Raw genomic sequence first — 17,346 nt, forward strand, 5'->3', positions numbered from 1 at the left:
TTTCGAACAAGTCGCGTTCGAACGGGTCTATTTCCGACGAGTCCAACTTTCGCGGATATCAAATCCGTCACACAAAGAGTTTTGTCTGGGTGGTCTGTTCTTATATCTATTCTACAACGGCGCTGTCGTTTGGCACGAACGCCCCGATTGTATCACTCCGAAGATGACATCTTGCTGATGTCCGCCCGGGTTGCAGTCGACCTGCACCGTGAATCTTCATCCGGCTGAAATCAAGCATACACCGAGTTTATTGACCTTGTCGCAACACAAATGCGTTGGTTTTTCGCAATTTAGCCACGACTTGTTGTGCGCCGCGATCGTCCTAAGATCGCGCAAACGTGCTTGCGCAGCGCAACAGGCTCGCTGAAGATGGTCAGAAGCGTTGTCGACGTCGCGCGGGGCGCGCAGAGGAGTGATTTCATGGAGTCGTCAGCACAGCGTCCAGGACGCGGGCGCGTATTTGATTCAATTGTCGACGCGTTCGGCAATACGCCGATTGTGCGGTTGCGAAAGCTGCCGGAGCAACATGGAGTCAAGGCGACCATCCTCGCCAAGCTGGAATACTTCAATCCCGCCGCGAGCGTGAAGGATCGGATCGGCGTCGGCATGATCCTGGCGATGGAGCAGGCCGGCGTGATCAAGCCCGACACCGTGCTGATCGAGCCGACCTCGGGCAATACCGGCATCGCGCTGGCCTTCGTCGCGGCGGCGCGTGGCTACAAGCTCAAACTGGTGATGCCGGAGTCGATGTCGGTGGAGCGGCGCAAGATGCTCGCCTTCCTCGGCGCTGAGATCGTGCTGACGCCGGCGTCGCAGGGCATGAAAGGCGCCATCGCCACCGCCGAGGAGTTGTTGCGGACGACGCCGAACTCGGTGATGCCGCAGCAGTTCAAGAACCTCGCAAACCCGGACATCCATCGCCGCACCACGGCCGAGGAGATCTGGAACGACACGGCGGGCAATATCGACGTGTTCGTCGCCGGCGTCGGCACCGGCGGCACCATCACCGGCGTCGGCCAGGTGCTGAAGTCGCGCAAGCCCGGTCTCAAGGTCGTCGCGGTCGAGCCGGAGGAGAGCCCGGTGCTGTCGGGTGGGCAGCACTCGCCGCACAAGATCCAGGGCATCGGCGCCGGCTTCGTGCCGGACATTCTCGACCGCTCGGTGATCGACGAGATCGTCAAGATCAACAGCACCACCGCCATCGAGACCTCGCGCGCGCTGGCCCGCACCGAGGGCATTCCCGGCGGGATCTCCTCGGGCGCGGCGATTGCAGCCGCGATCGAGATCGGCAAGCGGCCGGAGAGCGCGGGCAAGACGATCCTGGCGATCGTGCCGTCGTTCTCGGAGCGCTATCTGTCCACCGCGCTGTTCGAGGGGATCTGATCATGGCCGACCAGCCGCGGCGTCCGCGCACGCTCGCTGACGCCCGTACCGAGGCCGAGGCCGCGTTCAAGAAGGTGACCACCAAGCCGGTGGAGGCGCCGCCGAAGAAGGCGGCGGTTCCTGGTGTGCGCGAGCAGGTGACGTTGCGGATCGACCAGGACGTTCTCGAGCACTTTCAGTCTCAAGGGCCGGGCTGGCAGGACCGCATCAACGCGGCGCTGCGCAAGGCGGCAGGGCTCTGAGGGGCGGCTGCATTCTAACGAACAAGCCCGGAGCTCGTGCTCCGGGCTTTTTTACGGGGGAAAGACGAAGTCGCTTACCGGCGCAGCGCGCTGCCGAGCACACCGCCCATCATGCCACCGATGAAGGCGGCGCCGGCGGCGTTGCCCGAATTGTCCTGCGGCGGCGGATTGCGATAGACCGGCGCACCCTGAGGCGGCGGGCCGCCGGCAGCCACGTTGCCGGCCGGCTTGGCGCGGCGCGGCCTGGCCTCGTCGCCGACTGCGGCGGTCGCCGGCGCGGGCTGCGGCTCTGCCAGCAGCGCCTTGTGCTGCAGCTTGGTCAGGAATCCAGTCGACGGATAGCCTCGGGCCGCCTGCCAGCGCTTCACGACGCCGCGGGTCTGGTCGTCGAACACGCCGGTCATCCTGGTGTCGAAGCCAAGACCGGTCAGCCGCCGCTGCACGTCGCGGCGCTTGGTCTTGTCGAGGCCGATCTGATCCTCGCTGACCTGAGTGCCTTCCTCGGTGTAGGTGGCGGGATCGACGCCCTTGGCGACGTTGCGAGTGGCGGTGTTGATGGCGCCGCTCTCGATCGCGGCGATGCGCGCCATCGCCAGCGACTTGAATTGCCCGTTCGGGTAGGTCGAGAGATAGGCGTTCAGCTCTTCCGGCTTGTTGGAGTCCTTCACCGAGCGCCAGAATTCGAGCTCGGCTTCGCCTGCGGTCACGGTGGCCGTCGCGACGGCCGGCGTCGTCCCGGCCGTGGCGGCCGTTGCAGCAGGGGCCGCCGCCGGGTTGAGGTAGACGGCGCCGATCAGGTTGGTATGCCCCCAGGGCAATTGGCCCTTGCTGGTCTCCTCATTGACCTGGGCGCGCACGGCGGTCATGGCCTGCTGGATCTCGATGCCGGGCTGGGCGATGTGCGAGATCAGCGCGCGGGTGAACGGGCTGTTGGCGCCGGCCTCGCCGTCGAGGGCGGTCTGGCCCGGGCCGGTGGCGAACGCGATCAGCGTACCCTCGCCGGACTTCATCTCGGCCAGGCCGGTCTGCACCGACACGCTGCGGGTCGGCGAGTTCGACTTGATCTTGGCGGCGAACGGATTGTCGCGGCAGGCATCGAGGAAGACGAGCTTGACCTTGGCGTCGCCCATCGTCTGGTCGAGCGTCACGTCGATGTTGATGGCCGAGCCCAGCTTGACGTCCATCTCCGATTTCAGGTCGGCGTCGACCGGCAGCAGGTAGTTGGTGCCGGCGATCGCAATGCCGTGTCCGGCGTAATAGAACACCGCGATATCGGCGCCCTGCGCCTTGCGACCGAAATCGAGCAGCTTCTCGGTCATCTTGTCGCGGGTGAGATTGGTGCCCTCGACGACGTCGAAGCCGACGTTGCGCAGGGTGGCCGCCATGGCCTTGGCATCGACCGGCGGGTTCGGCAGTTGGGCCACGCTCTTATAGGCGCCGTTTCCAACGACAAAGGCGACCCGGCGGTCGGCCTTGGCGGCTTCAGCGGTCAGCACCACGCAGAGCAGGGACAGGGCGACGGTGAGATAGCGCATCAGGAGATCCCCCAACGATCAAGCGAAGCGTTCACTGCAGCATTTGTCGCGGATCGGCGCCAAAAGTCTTGTTCCCGGTCAAAAAATCACGCTTCCGCCATAAACCAGTTCGCGGGTGTTGCGCCAGATCCACGACGATCGCGTGTAGCGCGGCGGTTCCGTGATCCGGGTCACGCCGCTTGAGGGGATGCTCGGCGCCTCAGGTCCCTGCCGAACTGCCCATCGGCACCGGCCGAGGCTGCGGCGGACGCAGGTTCAGCAGGTTTCCGGCGAGAATCAACGCCGCGCCGACCACGGTCAATCCGTCGAGACGCTCCGCATAGACCAGCCAGCCGACGGTGGCGGTCAGCGGAACGCGGAGAAAATCCATGGGCACCACGATGGTGGCGTCGGCGTAGAGCAGCGCGCGCGCCATGCAGAAATGCGAGAAGGTGCCGCAGAGGGCGACGAGCAGGATCCAGCCCCAGGCGGTGACCGATGGCGGCGTCCAGAATACGAGCGAAGGGATGAGGCCGGCGACGGATTGCACCACCAGCATCCAGAAGATGATCGACACGGTGGGCTCGGTGCGCGTCAGCAGCTTGACCAGTGCGATCGAGATACCGAAGCCGACCGCGGCGGCCAGCGCGATGAGCTGTCCCGGATTGATCGCCCCGGTATCCGGGCGGACGATCACGACGACGCCGACGAGGCCGAGCCCGATCGCCGCCAGCTTGAACAGGGTGATGCGTTCGCCGAGGAAGGCCGCCGCCAGCAGTGCCGTCCAGATCGGCATCGTGAACTCGATCGCCACCACCTGGCCGATCGGGATCAAGGTGAGCGCGAAGAACCAGCCCAGCTGCGCGCCGTAATGGACGAGGTTGCGCGCCGCGTGCTGCTTGAGCCGCGAGGTGCGCAAGGTGGCAAAGCCGCCGCTGAGGGCGATGACCGGCGAGAGCATCACCAGGCCGATCAGGCAGCGCAGCTCCATCAGCTCGAACACGTTGAGCTCGCGCATCGCTTCGCGTCCGGCCACCGCCATCACCAGCATCAGGCTGAGCCAGCCCGTCATCCACAGTGCGGCAATCAGTTTCGAAGCGGGACGATTCATGCGGTGGCGGGGAGAGCGAGGACGGCGGCGAAGGCGGGCTGTATCACCTCGCGCGCAGAGCAATGCAAACGAAATCAACGGTGCAGCGCACCAACGCCGCTGCAGGCTTTGCTCGCGACGGACGCGCGTCATCGAGAAAAACGTGGAGTGTGGCTGTGTTTCGTCCTAAAGCGACCGCCGCGATACAGCCCGCGAACAGCACAACACAGTCTAAGGCAGCCAGAGACAAGACATGACCGAACGCGCCGCTTCAGCCGACTTCGTGACCGCCTTTGCCACTGGCTGGCCGGAGCGGGAGCCTCATCTCATGGTGCTGTCGCTGACCACCCATAAAGGTGTGCAGGACTTCGCCATGACGCGGGAGCAGGCGCTGCTGGTCGCCAAGACCATCAAGCGCACCGCCGCGCAGCTTGCTCCGCCGCCGTCCGCAGGTGCGGTCCCCGGCGCCGGGCGCGGCAGTTGATCGGGATCACCGCGACAGTGAAATGTTGGCTGCGCGGAACTGGCTGTCGGCCCGGATCGACACGGACTGCCTCTTGCCGCGGGTGGCGAGCGCGATGTTGGCGTTGAAGCCGGCGGTGGTCGCGAGCAGCTGGAAGTTGCCGCCGCCGCCACGGCCCTGCAGCACGCCATTGATGCCGCGGCTGGTCTCACTCCAGGTTCCCGAGATGGCCGAGCCCTCAGCGATCACCTCGGCCTGCAGCCCGAACTTGTAGGCATCGCTGGCGCAGGTCAGGACGAGCGTCATCCGCGGTCCCGAGACGCCGTAATTGGCCCGGCACCGGATGCGCTCGGTTGAGCCGTCCTCGAGGGCAACCGTGCCGCTGCCGCCCCATGTTCCGGCCATGCCCGTGAAGGGACCAGGGTCGGCATGCCCCGGCGAGGCGGTCACGCCCGCCGTCAAAACAACGGCGGTGGCCGCGACCCGCCGCACCATCTTCAGGAGCGTGTGCGCGCCGTTACAGGCGCGAAGCCTGCCAGCGGCCGCTGCAGGGGATGCCTGCCGAGGCGCCGTTCCACTTGCCCGAGCCAGAATTGCCGTTGAGCTGCCCATTCGCATATGCGCCATTGATGGAGACCTTGACGAGGCCTTCGCGTCCAATCGAACCCGACACATTGGCGCCAGCCGCAGAAATCTTACCGTCTGCGACGATCAAGGTCGAGCTGGCCGTGGGCTCGCAGCTGCCACTGTTGGTGACGATCGTCACCTGCCACTGCCCGTCATAGGGCGACTGGGCGAATGCGGGGGCGGCCGAGCTGCCCACCAGGATCGACGCGGCGAAAGCCATTCCAATGCGGTCGAGACGCATGAATCGTTGTCCCTCAAATGTCGTTGATCACGACCTTATTTGGAAGAATTGTGACGAAAATTTGCCGCAGCGCCACAACGGATTTTTATCGAGCAATTTCAGTCCATTAACGATTAATGCGGAACCCGGCTTGGAGGCATTCGGGCGGCATTGTGCGCAAACTGCGCCTTCGCCCACGGCATGAGCGGGCGAACGCCCACATCTTTCCGCTGACCGCCCATGCTGCCGTTCGCAGGGCACCGCGAGGGCGCCAGCGGGGAGGATGTCCACAACTTATCAGGGCGATGCGATCAGATGCTCAGTGCGGGGTGAGGCTGGGCGCCTTGGTCGCGAACTGCTCGTCCTGCGGCTTGGCCGGAATTGCGCCGGTCGCCTTGGCCGATTCGACGACATCGCCGAGCAGCTTGAGCCCGAGCGGTGCGAGAGCGCGCTCCCACAGCTCGCGCGCGGTCTCTCCCTTCTTGACGAAGCACCATTCCTGGGCGGCGATGGCGCCCGCATCCATGCGGTCGGCGAGGTGATAGATGGTGCCGCCGGCGATCGGATCGCCTTCCTTGATGGTCCACTCCACCGCAGCGATGCCCCGGTGACGCGGCAGCAGCGACGGATGGTAGCCGATGCCGCCGAGCCGGGCGGCTGCGACCGCCTCGTGAGTGACGCGGGCGTGGCTATGCGCCGTGACGATCAGGTCCGTGCCGGGGGCGATCTCGCCGGCGGGCACGACCTTCGGATTGGCCTGGACCACGACCTCGATCCCGGCCGCCCGCGCCGCGGCTGCAAGCCGGTCCTCGCCATCATGAACGACGACCCGCGCGATCTCGATTCCTCTCTCGCGCAGCATGTTCAGTGTGGCGACACCGAAATGGCGGGAGCCGACGAGAGTGATGCGCATGGCCAGGGATCTTCCACGGTTGGGGGCTGGATCCGGTCGGAGGCTCTGACCGGGCGAAACGGGTCAAACCAAGCCTTGGCCTCCAGGTCAAGCGCCTGCTGGGCCGTCGTCACAGTCTGGCTTCGTCCGGCCGCCGGAGGCGCTGTGGGACCCAAACGGGAAAGGGGAAGGCCGCTCCGAGCCGGAGTTGGCGGGGCCCCTCACGCCTATTGGCGCGCCGATCGCCGTGGTCGCCATCAACCTGGCCGCCATCAAGATGCAGGCCGAGACGACCGTGGCGGATGACACGCCCTCGTCGGTACCGGCGGCGGCCTCAGATGAACCGGGACGTCAGGACAGGTGCCGGAAATTCGCCTATAGGTTGTGTATAGACCGGTGCTGCATCACGGCATATTGCTCGACACAGCTCAACTAAAGGCGCCGAGCTATCAACTGTACTGATGAGGACAACCGAAGATGCCGCTCCTGTCGGCTCAACGGGCGCGATCTGGTCGGTCTTCGAACGCAATTTCCTGGACCCATGGCTGAAGAGGTCAGCGAACTTATGGTTGTGTTATCAGTTGGCGCGTCTGCGTAGTAAAACTGACGCTTCTGCGTATGACGAATATAATTTCTTAAAGGCCCAGGAGCACAATGCTCGAGCCGCTCCGCCGCGCGGCCGGATAGCCGGGTGCCGCGCCTGTCACCGATCCCTGGGCAACAGCACCCGGTTATTTGCCGGCGGTCATGTGGTTTCCGGCGGCGGAAGGTCGATGCCGAGCGCCGCGCACAGCGGCCCAAGATGTTTCTCGTAGCGGCGCCAGCTTCCGATCGAGCGGCGGTAGATCGGCTCGCGCACCTGCATCAGGCTCGCCGTGCGCACCATGCGCTCGGTGCGATGGAAGTCGAGGCAGGCATCCTCCCAGTCGAGCCCGCAATGGGCGAGCACGCGGCGCGACACGCCCTCGAGGTCGTCGACCAGATCCTCGTATTGAACGTCAATCAGGATGCCGGGCGGTAGCACCTTGTGCCAGTGTTCCATCACGCCCTCATAACCCCGGTAGTAGTGGCCGAGTTCGGTCAGGTCGTAGGCGAAGGGCTGTGAGCCTGTGAACAGCAGCGAGTAGCAGGATATGCAATTGTCGAGCGGGTCGCGCCGCGCGTTGATGATCCTGGCGCGCGGGAACGCCGCATGGATCATCCCGACGAACAGGAAGTTCAGCGGCATCTTGTCGACGATGCGCTCGGCTTCGGGCGCCAGCGTCCGAACGCGGGCGGTGTACTCCTGACCGATCTTCGTCATTTCCTCGGGTGGCAGCAGCGTGATCAGATCGGGATACGCCGGAACGACCTTCTGGCGGTTGGCGCATTCGCCGACGAGATCCTTGAAGGTCTCGAGCTCGCCCGCGCCGAAGACCTTGGAATGGCTGGCCAGCACCTGCTCCATCAGGGTGGTTCCGGAGCGCGGCATGCCGACGATGAAGATCGGGGCCCAGGAATCGTCGCCGTGCCCTGCAACCATGCGAAAGAACTCGGGCGTGAAGCGCGTCGCGACGTTTTTCATCATGCCGAGCCGCTGCTCGGAGTCGTAGTCGAAGGTCTTGCGCTTGAGGGTGTTGGCCTTGTGCAGATGCGAGAAGGCCAGGTCGTAGTCCTTCAGGTCGGACAACGCCTTGCCAAACGCGAAATGGGCTGCGATCTGCTTCTCCTGGTCGAGCTGGTCGACGCGTTCGATCAGCTGCCGTAGACTCGGAAGCCGGCTGTCGTCCGGCTTGAACTTCGACATGTTCGCGAGATTGAGGTGGATCGGCGCGTCGTCCGGCGCCAGCTCCAGGGCCTTCTGGAACGCCGCCGTTGCCTCCTCGAAACGGCCGAGCGCCTGGTAGGCGACGCCGAGATTGTTGTAGGAGCCGAAACGCTCCGGCTTGATCTTGATGGCCAGCAGGTTCTGCTCGATCGATTCCTCGAGCCGGTTGAGCTCGAGGAAGGCGTTGCCGAGATTGCCATAGGCGTCGGCATAGTCGGGCCGGCTCGCGATCGCCCGCTTGTAGTGCTCGATGGCGCGCTCGCGATGGCCCTGGCGCAGCAGCACGTTGGCGATGTTGTTGTGGGTCTCGGCATGCTCCGGGCTGAAGTCGAGGACCTTGAGGTAGTGTTTCGCTGCCTCGATGTCTTTTCCTGTCGTGTAGAGCAGGTTGCCGAGTGCGAAATGCGCATCGAGGTGCTGCGGCTTGTTGTCGATCGCCCGCCGGAGCAGGGCCATCGCCTCGTCGATCAGCCCCTGGTTCTGGCGAACCATGGCGAAGGCGTAGAGGATGCCGGGGTGGCTCGGCGCCAGCGCGAGTGCCGTCTCGTAATGCTGTACGGCCGTCTCATAGTGGCCGGCGGAGGCCTCGACGGCTCCGATGCTGCCATGGGCCTCGGCGGATTTGTCGTTCACCGCGACCGCGCGCACGAAGAAGTCCTTGGCCTCGTCGAGCCGGTTGGCGGTGGTGCAGATCATGCCGAGTCCGACCAGCGCGTCGAACTGGTTCGGCTGCCTCGCCAGGATCAGGTTGTAGATCGTCTCGGCATCCTTGGAGTCGCCGCGGCCTTGCAGCCTCTTTGCCACGGCAGCGGCGCCTTCGACCAACGTCTGCAACGATCCGGCCTGCTGCGAAGCGAAGGAAAGCGATGCTGTTGTCGGCGTCACCACGGGCGGGGCCACGTTCACGGGCTGGGGCGGCTTGGCGCCCGCGATCGCCTCGGCAATGGTCGGCCGCACGGCTTCGCTGCCGAGCGCATCGAGCAGCGGCTTCAGCCGGTCGCCATACATCCGCCAGCGGCCGACCGATCCGGAGAACAGCGGCTTGCGGACCTGGACCAGGCTGGCCGTGTTCACCGGACGCTCGTTCTCGTGGAACGACAGGCAGGCGTCATCCCAGTCGAGCCCGCAATGCGCCACGATCTTGCGCGCATGCGCATCGAAGTCACGCACCACGTCCTCATACGCCACCTCCAGCATGACGCCGTCCGGCAGCACCTTGCGCCAATGACCCATCAGGGCATCGTAGGCGCGGTAGTAGCGGCCGAGCTCGGCGAGGTCGTAGGCGAAGGGCTGCGGCTCGGCGAACAGCTGCGTGTAGCAAGACAGGCAGGTGTCGATCGGATTGCGCCGGACGTGAATGATGCGCGCATTCGGTAGCGCGAGATGGATCAGCCCGGCGAACAGGAAGTTCGACGGCATCTTGTCGACGATGCGCTTGGTGTCCGCCGGCAGGTCGGTGAACCGCTCGAGATAGGCGCGCGCGAGGGCCTCAATGTCGGCGTCGGACAGCTTGGCGAGCATCTCCGGATAGTCGCCGCGGGCACGGTCGGTGAACAGTCCCGCGGCGGCCGCGAAATAGTTGACCTCGCCGGCGCCGTGCACGGCGGAATGGCTGGCGAGGAGCTGCTCGACCAGGCTGGTGCCGGACCGGGGCATGCCGATGACGAACACCGGCGCCGGCGATGGATCGCCATGGCCGGCGCGCGCCTGCAGCATGTCCTTGGAGAACACCGCGCGGATGCGCTCGATCTGGCGCAGCGTCTGGTTCTCGTCATAGTTGATGCGGCGGCGCTCGAGAGCATTGCCGGCGTTGAGGTGGACCAGCGACCGTTCGCCGTCCTTGATGTCGGCATAAGCCCGCCCGAGGGTGAAGTGCAGGGCGATGCGCGCATCCTCGGTGAGCGTCTCCGAGTTCGCGGTCAGATCCTGCAAGGGCGCCCAGCGCGCGTCGTCGACCGCGAACGGCTTGACCACGCCGTAGTTGAGGTGCGTGCCGATACTGCGCGGGTTGACAGCCAGGGCGGATTCATACGCGAGCGCCGCCTCGTCGAGCCGTCCCAGGATCATCAGCACGCCGGCGAGATGGTTCATCGTCGTCGCGTCGCGGGGATCGTGGGCGAGGGCCGTTCGATAGCTTGCGACGGCGTCCTCGTAGCGCTTGACGTCGCGCAGCGCATCGCCGCGGTTGCGGTGGGCGACGGCATAGTCGGGGCGCCGGCGCACCGCCTCGGCGTAATGCGCGAGCGCCAGGTCGTGCTTGCCGCGCGATTGCAGGGCATTGGCGAGATTGTTATGGGCCTCCGGGAAGTCCGGCCGTTCGGCGATGGCGCGCTCATAATGGAAGATGGCGGCAGGGACGCTCTTCATCTCCAGGTGCAGATTGCCGAGATTGTAGTGCGCCTCGGCGAGATGCGGGCTCAGGGCAAGGGCCTGCTGATAGGTGCGGATCGCGGCATCGAGCTCGCCGGCGGCCTGCTGGCAGCCGCCGATGTTGAGCAGCACGACCGGCGCATTGGGCTGGATCGCGAGCGCGCGCGTGTAATGGACAATGGCTTCCGAATGCCGCCCGAGCATGCGGCAGGCGTCGCCGAGGCTGGCGGCGGCCGCGGCGAAATCCGGCCGCGCGTCGAGCGCGGCCTCGTGATGCGCGAGCGCGCGCTCGTACTGGTCGAGGCGCTGCAAGGCAAAGCCGAGCGCCTGGTGCGCGTCGGCGCTGGTCGCGTCCGCGGCCAGCACCAGCTCCAGATGCCGAACCGCGCCGCCGGGGTCGCCAAGGCTGGTGAGCACGCTGCCGAGCAGCAGCCGGGCGTCGGTCGAGGTCTCGTCGAGCGCGACGGCGCGCTGCAGATGCGCGCTCGCTTTGGCGAGATCGCCGAGGCCTGCGAAGGTCTTGCCGAGCGACAGGTGCAGATCCGCGGCATCACCGGCTTCCTCTGCGGCCTGGTCGAGCAGGGCGCGTGCCTCATGCGCATCGCCAAGCTGCAGGCGGACCGCGGCGAGGCTGCACAGGGTGCGGAAATGACGGGGCTGAAGCGAAAGAACTTTCCGGTAGGCCTGCTCAGCGATGCGCAAGGCTTGATCGCTGAGCGCGGCCGCCGACGGCTGTCCGCCGTCCGACGCTGTGGGGACGAGGCGGGGGCGGAAGGCGACGGCGTGCTCGTTCATGATGGCAACTTGCTGAATGTTCGACGAATGCCGTTGTCGAGGCGGATTGAAGCGAAACGGAGGCTTAGACGAGGCCGATCGCAAGCGGTCGGCTAGAACCCTTCGAGCAGTGCATGGAATTTGTCCGGCCACGTGCAGCGTCGATGGCCGGTGCTGCCACAACGCAACGAGCCGGCGTAGACCCAAGGGTCTGCGCCGGCCAATGTTGGTCAGGTTGCCGAGGGCGTCAGCCCCACATGTGATGCATCGCGTGGTGGTGGGACATGTCCGGACCGCTCGATGCGGCTGCAGCGGTTGCGGCTGGCGCCGCCGCGGCCGCCGCCGTGTGGTGGCTGCTGTGATGGCTGTGGTGGCCGCCGCAGTGATGGGTCGTGGTGGTGTTGTTGTCGCCGCCGGTGGTTCCTCCGCCGGCCGTTCCACCGCCCGTCGTGCCGCCTCCGGTCGTCCCGCCACCCGTGGTGCCTCCGCCGGCAGTGCCGCCTCCGGTGGTGCCGCCACCTGTCGTGCCACCTCCGCCCATGCCGCCGCCGGGCGTGGTCGTGCTCGCAGGCGTTCCGCCCGTGCCGTTGGCGATGTTCGGCGTGGCGCCCGCCGGCATACCGGTGCCCTGGGCAATGCCATTGACCGCCGTCGCCGTCACGAAGCTCGTCGCGGACGTGACGTAGGCCGATCCGCCGATCGCGATATTGTTGCCCGCGATGTCTCCGGCATTGCCGATGTAGTTCGCGGCGGCAGCCTTCAACATCGCCTGATCGGTCGCCAGGGCGGCACCGGTGTCACCGTTCATGATGCCCATCAGGGCCTTCGTGGCCATGGTGGTGTCGGACTGCAGAGCGCCGGCGGCGAGCTCGTCGTCGAAGCGTCCCTTGAACACCGCGCCCTGCGCCGCATCGAATGCCGCACCGAAGTTCTGGTAGTTGGTGATCTGGTCGATCAGGGCCTGCGACGCCGTCCCCGTTCCATTGGCGACCGCAACCAGCTTCGCACCCAGCGTGTTGCCCTCGGCGAGGAAGTTGGCCCAGAAATTGGTCTGCGCCTGATTGTCCTGGAACTTCGTGACCGTGCCGGTCAGGCCGCCGGGCATCTCCGAGAAGCCGCCGCCGTGTCCCGGCATGCCGGTGCCGCCCGCCGCGGCGTTGAGGGCCGCGTCGTTCTGGAACACGTCGATCATGTCGACGATGTTGTCGGCGGAGCCGCGCAGCGCCGTCGGGCTGGCCATCGTTTCGGCGACGTTGTAGTTGTTGATTTGAAGGTTTGCCTGGCTGAGCAGCGTCATCAGATGCAGCGTCGTCGTCTGGGCATCGACAGCGGTTTGACCTGCTTCAATCGCAGCGAGCTTCGCGGGATCGTTCAGGATCGCTTGGAGGCCCTGCGCCACGGCCGTGAAGTCGGCTTGGACCTGGTTGATATTGTTGGCGCTCATGCCGCCCAGCGAAAGGTCAGCGACGGCATTGAACACCGTTCCGATGGCGGTCAGGTCGCCCGCGGCCGCTGCAGCGAGATTGGTGGCGCTGTCGTTGCCGGCGGGAAGGCTCTGGAACGCCACATCCATGGCACCCGTGTTGGCCAGGAAGGGAACGTTGTTGAGCGCGGCCGAGAGATGCGCGTCACCCTGGATCTGCGCCAGGATCTGCATCTGCACGTTGTGGATGGTCTGGTCGGCTTCGGCGAGGGTCGCCGGATTGGTTGTGTTCGGCGCCGCGTTGATCAGCGTCGTGATCTCGTTCGAGACCTGGGTGAGCACCGCGGTGTCGGTCGCGTTGAGCGTAAAGGCCTTGCCGCCGATCGTGACGTCTCCGGGATTGGCCAGCATCGCGTTGATGTCGTTCTGCACGGCATGCAGGTCGGTGGTGTAGCTGCCGAGGAACGGGTTCGAGTTGCCGCTGTTCTGCGGCGTCGACCACAGGCCGGTCGAGATGCGAACGGCGTCGTTGAAAACGACGCCGGCCTGCACGAGGTCGGTCGACAGGTTGAGCGCCGAGGCGCGAACCAGCAGGTTGGACGTGCCATTCGCCAGCGCCGTCGGGTTGAAGGTATTGGCTGCCATTGATCATCTCCCCAAGTTTCAACCCGGCGTCTGCTGCTTGGCGGTTCGGCAGCACGCGGGCGTTGATCGGGCTGAGACATCTCGTTCACCTCCTCGCGGAGCGGGCGAAATGTCGCAGCCTCAGAGCACCTGGGAATTATTTGCTCCAATGGGGCCAAAAGAAGCGCCGCGGAGTCCTCAAATATGATGTTGTTCGGGCAAACGACGATTGTCGCAGCCGGGTCACGGCCGCGCTCGGAAGCGTACTAACTCCTTGAATTCCGTCGTGGCATCCTTGCAACATCACCGCTCAGCGAAGCTTCGATGCACGGTCCAGACAAGAAGTTGCCCCGATCTTGCGGCTGGTCGCCGATCTCTCCTTAGAAAAGTTCCAGCGTAACGAGGGTTCACAGTGCGGAACGGAACATGCATCTTTGCTGATCTTCAGAGGCTTCCTTTCTTCAACGCGTGTCGTCTCGCCCGGCTCATCGTCCTTCTCATTTCCCCCGGGAGCACTGCGTGAGTTGACCTCATCTGCTTGCTCCCGGGTATCCGATCCGCAGCAGCTGCTGCGGCTGCCTCATCAACCCCACATGTGATGCATCGCGTGGAGATGCGACATGTCGGGACCGGCAGCCGCGGCCTGGTTCGTATGCGCGCCCTGGCTGTGATCGTGATGATGGTGATGATCGCTGTGATGCGCGGCGTTGCTGCCGTTGTTGGCCGTGGTACCTGTCGACGTGCCGCCAGCCGCCGCTCCGCCGGTCGACGTGCCTCCGTTCGCCGCGGTGCCACCGGCTGCCGCGCCACCGCCGGCGGTGGTTCCTGCCGCAGCTGTGCCGCCAGTGCCGTTGGCCAGGTTCGGTGTCGCGGTGACCGGAATGGTGCCGTGCGCGGTGCCCTTGATGGAGGTTGCCGTCGAGACCGTCGTGGCCGTCCCGACATAGGTGCCGCCATTGACGGGAATGTTGTTGCCTGAGACGTCCATGGCGTCCGCCGCGAAGCCTTGGCCTGCCGCGGCGATCATCGCCTTGTCTGCCGCAAGTGCTGCGCCGGTGTCGCCGTTGAGGATGCCTTGCAGGCCCTTGACGGCATGGGCAGTGTCAGCTTCGAGCGTGCCGCTGAGCAGCTCGTTGTCGAACCGACCCTGGAATACGGCCCCCTGCGCGGCGTCGAAATTGGCGCCGAACTGCTGGTAGTTCTGGATCTGCGTGATCAGGGCCGCGCTCGCCTGCGCACCGCCGGTCGAGATCTTCTGCAAGGTGGCGTTGATGGTGTTGGCCTCGGCCAGGAATGCAGCCCAGAAATTCGTCTGCGCCTGATTGTCCTGGAATTTGGTGACCGTGCCGGTCAGTCCACCCGGATCTTCGGCGAAGCCGCCGGAATGGCCGGCATTGCCGTTGCCGCCCGCGGCCATGTTGAGGTTGGTGTCACCCTGGACGATGTCGATGATGTCGAGCAGATTGTCGGCCGTGCCGCGCAGCGCCGCCTGATTTCCCGTGGTCGCCGCCGCGTCGTATTTGTTGAGCTGCAGGTTGATCTGACCGAGCGCGGTCTGCAGGTGGATCGTTGTCAGCGCCGCCGCGTTGGCGGTCTCGCCGGCCTCGATCTGCGCGAGTTGAGTCTTGTTGTTGAGGATGGCCGTCAGGCCCTGCGAGACCGCAGTCAGATCGGTGTTGACCTCCTGCAGGTGCGCCGCGTCGATGCCGCCGGAGGCGAGCTCGACCACCTTGTTGAAGACGAGGCCGACGTCCTTGAGGCTGGCGCCAGCGGTCGCCGCAGCAAGGCTCGCCGGATCGTCCGCGCCGGCGGGCGAGGTCTGGAAGGCGATGTCCTGGCCGCCTGTGTTGGCGAGGAAGGGCACATTGTTCAGCGCGTTCGCCAGATGGGCGTCGTTGTGGATCTCGCCCAGGATCTCCTGCTGGAGCGCATGAATGGTCTGGCTGGCGGCAGCCTGGGTGGTGGCGTTCGCGAACTGCCCCGCCGCCTGCAGCAGCGTCCCCAGCTGACCCTCGACGTTGGTGAGGACTGCCGTGTCAGTGGCGTTCAGTGCGAAGGTGTGTCCGCCGAGCGTGACCTGACCTGGATTGGCCAGCATGGCGGCGATATCGGTCTGCACCGCCGTGATGTCGGCCTGATAGCTGCTCAGGAACGTCGGCGAGTTGCCGCTGTTGGCGAGGCTGAACAGGCCGAGCGAAGCGCGGACCGCATCGTTGAAGACGACGCCGGCCTGCACCAGATCGGTCGAATGCTGAATAGCAGTGGCGCGAGTCAGCAGGTTCGACGTGCCGTTGGCGAGCGCGGTCGGACTGAAGTTGACTGGCGTGGCACCACCGCCGCTGCTCGGCGGCGTCGAAGTGGTGCCGCCGGTGCCGTTGGCGATGTTCGGGGTCGCCGTCACCGGGATCGTGCCGTGGGCGAGGCCGTGCACCGAGGTCGCCGTCGAGACCGTGGTGGCCGTGCCGACATAGGTCGCGCCGCCAATCGCGATGTTGTTGCCGGAGACGTCCATGGCGTCAGCGGCGAAGCCCTGTCCGGCGGCGTTGATCGCCGCCTTGTCCGCCGCGAGAGCCGCGCCGGTGTCGCCGTTCAGGATGCCCTGCAAGCCTTTCACGGCGGCCGCCGAGTCGGCTTCCAGCGTGCCGCTGAGCAGCTCGTTGTCGAAGCGGCCACGGAAGACATTGCCCTGGGCGGCGTCGAAATTGGCGCCGAACTGCTGGTAGTTCTGGATCTGCGTGATCAATGCCGCGCTGGCTTGCGCGCCGCCCGTCGAGATCTTCTGCAGGGTTGCGTTGATGGTGTTCGCTTCGGCCAGGAACGCGGCCCAGAAATTGGTCTGCGCCTGATTGTCCTGGAACTTGGTGACCGTGCCGGTCAATCCGCCGGGATCCTCCGCGAAGCCTCCGGCATGGCCCGGCATGCCGTTGCCGCCGGCTGCCATGTTCAGGTTGGCGTCGCCCTGGATGATGTCGATGCTGTCGAGCAGGTTGTCGGCCGTGCCGCGCAACGCAGCCTGATTGCCGGTCGTTTCCGCCTTGGCATACTGGTTGAGCTCGAGGTTGACCTGTCCGAGCACCGTCTGCAGATGGATGGTCGTGAGCGCGGCCGCGTTCGCCGTTTCGCCGTTCTCGATCTGTGCGAGCTGGGTCTTGTTGTTGAGAATGTTGGTCAGACCTTGCGAGATCGCGGTGAGGTCGGTCGTGACCTCCTGAAGATTGCCGGTGTGGATGCCGCCGGAGGCGAGGTCGACGACCTTGTTGAAGACGAGGCCGACATCCTTCAGCGTGTTGCCTGCGGTCGCTGCGGCCAGGGTCGCCGCATCATCGGCACCGGCCGGCGTGTTCTGGAAGCCGACGTCCTGGCCGCCGGTGTTGGCGAGGAAGTTGACCTTGTTGAGCGCGCCGGACAGATGCGCGTCGCCGTTGATCTCCTGCAGGATCTCCTGCTGGACCGCGTGCAGCGTCTGATCCGCGGCTGTGATCGTCGCAGCATTCGTGGTCTGCGGTGCGGCCGTAAGCAGCGTCGAGATCTGCGCCTGCACGTTGGTGAGAACGGCGGTGTCGGTCGCGTTCAGCGTGAAGGCCTGGCCGCCCAGGGTCACCTGGCCGGGATTTGCGAGCATCGCCGCGATGTCGTTCTGCACGGCGTGGAGATCGGTCGTGTAGCTGCCGAGGAACGGGTTCGAGTTGCCGCTGCCGGCCTGCGAGAACAGGCCGAGCGAGGCGCGCACCGCATCGTTGAACACCACGCCGGCTTGGACGAGGTCGGTCGACATGTTGAGCGCTGAGGCGCGCACCAGCAGGTTCGACGTTCCGTTGGCCAGCGCCGTCGGGTTGAAGGTGTTATTCGCCATAGATCATCTCTCCCCAAGTTCATCCGACGCCCGGCAGGGCCCCGTACCGAAACTGGCCGGACGA

General features: G+C 65.6%; 11 protein-coding genes. 3 read left to right on the forward strand and 8 right to left on the reverse strand.

Annotated features, from left to right (window positions below; translation table 11 throughout):
* Positions 1 to 420 precede the first annotated feature (420 nt).
* Complete coding sequence (cysK, locus tag ACQR10_RS03980; RefSeq protein ID WP_315799864.1) at positions 421 to 1,383, forward strand: cysteine synthase A; 963 nt, start codon at positions 421 to 423, stop codon at positions 1,381 to 1,383.
* 2 nt (positions 1,384 to 1,385) lie between these two features.
* Positions 1,386 to 1,625 (forward strand): BrnA antitoxin family protein, encoded by a 240-nt coding sequence (locus ACQR10_RS03985; RefSeq protein ID WP_315799865.1) that lies wholly within the window; start codon positions 1,386 to 1,388, stop codon positions 1,623 to 1,625.
* A 74-nt stretch (positions 1,626 to 1,699) separates the two neighbouring features.
* Here ACQR10_RS03985 and ACQR10_RS03990 read toward each other — a convergent pair whose 3' ends face one another.
* Positions 1,700 to 3,160 carry a caspase family protein gene (locus ACQR10_RS03990; RefSeq protein WP_316215871.1) on the reverse strand — a complete coding sequence of 487 codons (1,461 nt, stop codon included), beginning with the start codon at positions 3,158 to 3,160 and terminating at the stop codon, positions 1,700 to 1,702.
* Positions 3,161 to 3,359: 199 nt separating this feature from the next.
* Positions 3,360 to 4,250 carry a DMT family transporter gene (locus tag ACQR10_RS03995; protein WP_316215870.1) on the reverse strand — a complete coding sequence of 297 codons (891 nt, stop codon included), beginning with the start codon at positions 4,248 to 4,250 and terminating at the stop codon, positions 3,360 to 3,362.
* A gap of 232 nt (positions 4,251 to 4,482) precedes the next feature.
* Here ACQR10_RS03995 and ACQR10_RS04000 point away from each other — a divergent pair, with 232 nt between their 5' ends.
* Complete coding sequence (locus tag ACQR10_RS04000) at positions 4,483 to 4,713, forward strand: hypothetical protein (RefSeq protein WP_316215869.1); 231 nt, start codon at positions 4,483 to 4,485, stop codon at positions 4,711 to 4,713.
* Between the two features lie 6 nt (positions 4,714 to 4,719).
* On the opposite strand, the gene ACQR10_RS04005 is transcribed toward ACQR10_RS04000, so the two are convergent.
* From ACQR10_RS04005 to ACQR10_RS04030, 6 genes are all read right to left on the reverse strand, one after another.
* Positions 4,720 to 5,187 carry a hypothetical protein gene (locus ACQR10_RS04005; RefSeq protein ID WP_315799869.1) on the reverse strand — a complete coding sequence of 156 codons (468 nt, stop codon included), beginning with the start codon at positions 5,185 to 5,187 and terminating at the stop codon, positions 4,720 to 4,722.
* A gap of 22 nt (positions 5,188 to 5,209) precedes the next feature.
* On the reverse strand, positions 5,210 to 5,560 hold the full coding sequence (locus ACQR10_RS04010) for a hypothetical protein (RefSeq protein WP_315751045.1): 351 nt from the start codon (positions 5,558 to 5,560) through the stop codon (positions 5,210 to 5,212).
* Positions 5,561 to 5,858: 298 nt separating this feature from the next.
* Entirely contained in the window at positions 5,859 to 6,452 is a 594-nt protein-coding gene (locus ACQR10_RS04015) for a formyltransferase family protein (RefSeq protein ID WP_315799870.1), read from the reverse strand.
* 724 nt (positions 6,453 to 7,176) lie between these two features.
* Entirely contained in the window at positions 7,177 to 11,403 is a 4,227-nt protein-coding gene (locus tag ACQR10_RS04020; RefSeq protein WP_316215868.1) for a sulfotransferase, read from the reverse strand.
* A gap of 226 nt (positions 11,404 to 11,629) precedes the next feature.
* On the reverse strand, positions 11,630 to 13,450 hold the full coding sequence (locus ACQR10_RS04025; protein WP_316215867.1) for a hypothetical protein: 1,821 nt from the start codon (positions 13,448 to 13,450) through the stop codon (positions 11,630 to 11,632).
* Positions 13,451 to 14,012: 562 nt separating this feature from the next.
* On the reverse strand, positions 14,013 to 17,282 hold the full coding sequence (locus tag ACQR10_RS04030) for a beta strand repeat-containing protein (protein ID WP_316215866.1): 3,270 nt from the start codon (positions 17,280 to 17,282) through the stop codon (positions 14,013 to 14,015).
* Between the last annotated feature and the right edge of the window lie 64 nt (positions 17,283 to 17,346).

Origin of the sequence: Bradyrhizobium sp. HKCCYLRH2060 (assembly GCF_051168135.1) — a bacterium.
Classification (GTDB): domain Bacteria; phylum Pseudomonadota; class Alphaproteobacteria; order Rhizobiales; family Xanthobacteraceae; genus Bradyrhizobium.

Bases quoted from the DNA above. Each gene is read 5' to 3' on its own strand.
- cysK (WP_315799864.1), top strand. From the start codon at position 421: ATGGAGTCGTCAGCACAGCGTCCAGGACGCGGGCGCGTATTTGATTCA.
- ACQR10_RS03985 (WP_315799865.1), top strand. From the start codon at position 1,386: ATGGCCGACCAGCCGCGGCGTCCGCGCACGCTCGCTGACGCCCGTACC.
- ACQR10_RS03990 (WP_316215871.1), bottom strand. From the start codon at position 3,160: ATGCGCTATCTCACCGTCGCCCTGTCCCTGCTCTGCGTGGTGCTGACC.
- ACQR10_RS03995 (WP_316215870.1), bottom strand. From the start codon at position 4,250: ATGAATCGTCCCGCTTCGAAACTGATTGCCGCACTGTGGATGACGGGC.
- ACQR10_RS04000 (WP_316215869.1), top strand. From the start codon at position 4,483: ATGACCGAACGCGCCGCTTCAGCCGACTTCGTGACCGCCTTTGCCACT.
- ACQR10_RS04005 (WP_315799869.1), bottom strand. From the start codon at position 5,187: ATGGTGCGGCGGGTCGCGGCCACCGCCGTTGTTTTGACGGCGGGCGTG.
- ACQR10_RS04010 (WP_315751045.1), bottom strand. From the start codon at position 5,560: ATGCGTCTCGACCGCATTGGAATGGCTTTCGCCGCGTCGATCCTGGTG.
- ACQR10_RS04015 (WP_315799870.1), bottom strand. From the start codon at position 6,452: ATGCGCATCACTCTCGTCGGCTCCCGCCATTTCGGTGTCGCCACACTG.
- ACQR10_RS04020 (WP_316215868.1), bottom strand. From the start codon at position 11,403: ATGAACGAGCACGCCGTCGCCTTCCGCCCCCGCCTCGTCCCCACAGCG.
- ACQR10_RS04025 (WP_316215867.1), bottom strand. From the start codon at position 13,450: ATGGCAGCCAATACCTTCAACCCGACGGCGCTGGCGAATGGCACGTCC.
- ACQR10_RS04030 (WP_316215866.1), bottom strand. From the start codon at position 17,282: ATGGCGAATAACACCTTCAACCCGACGGCGCTGGCCAACGGAACGTCG.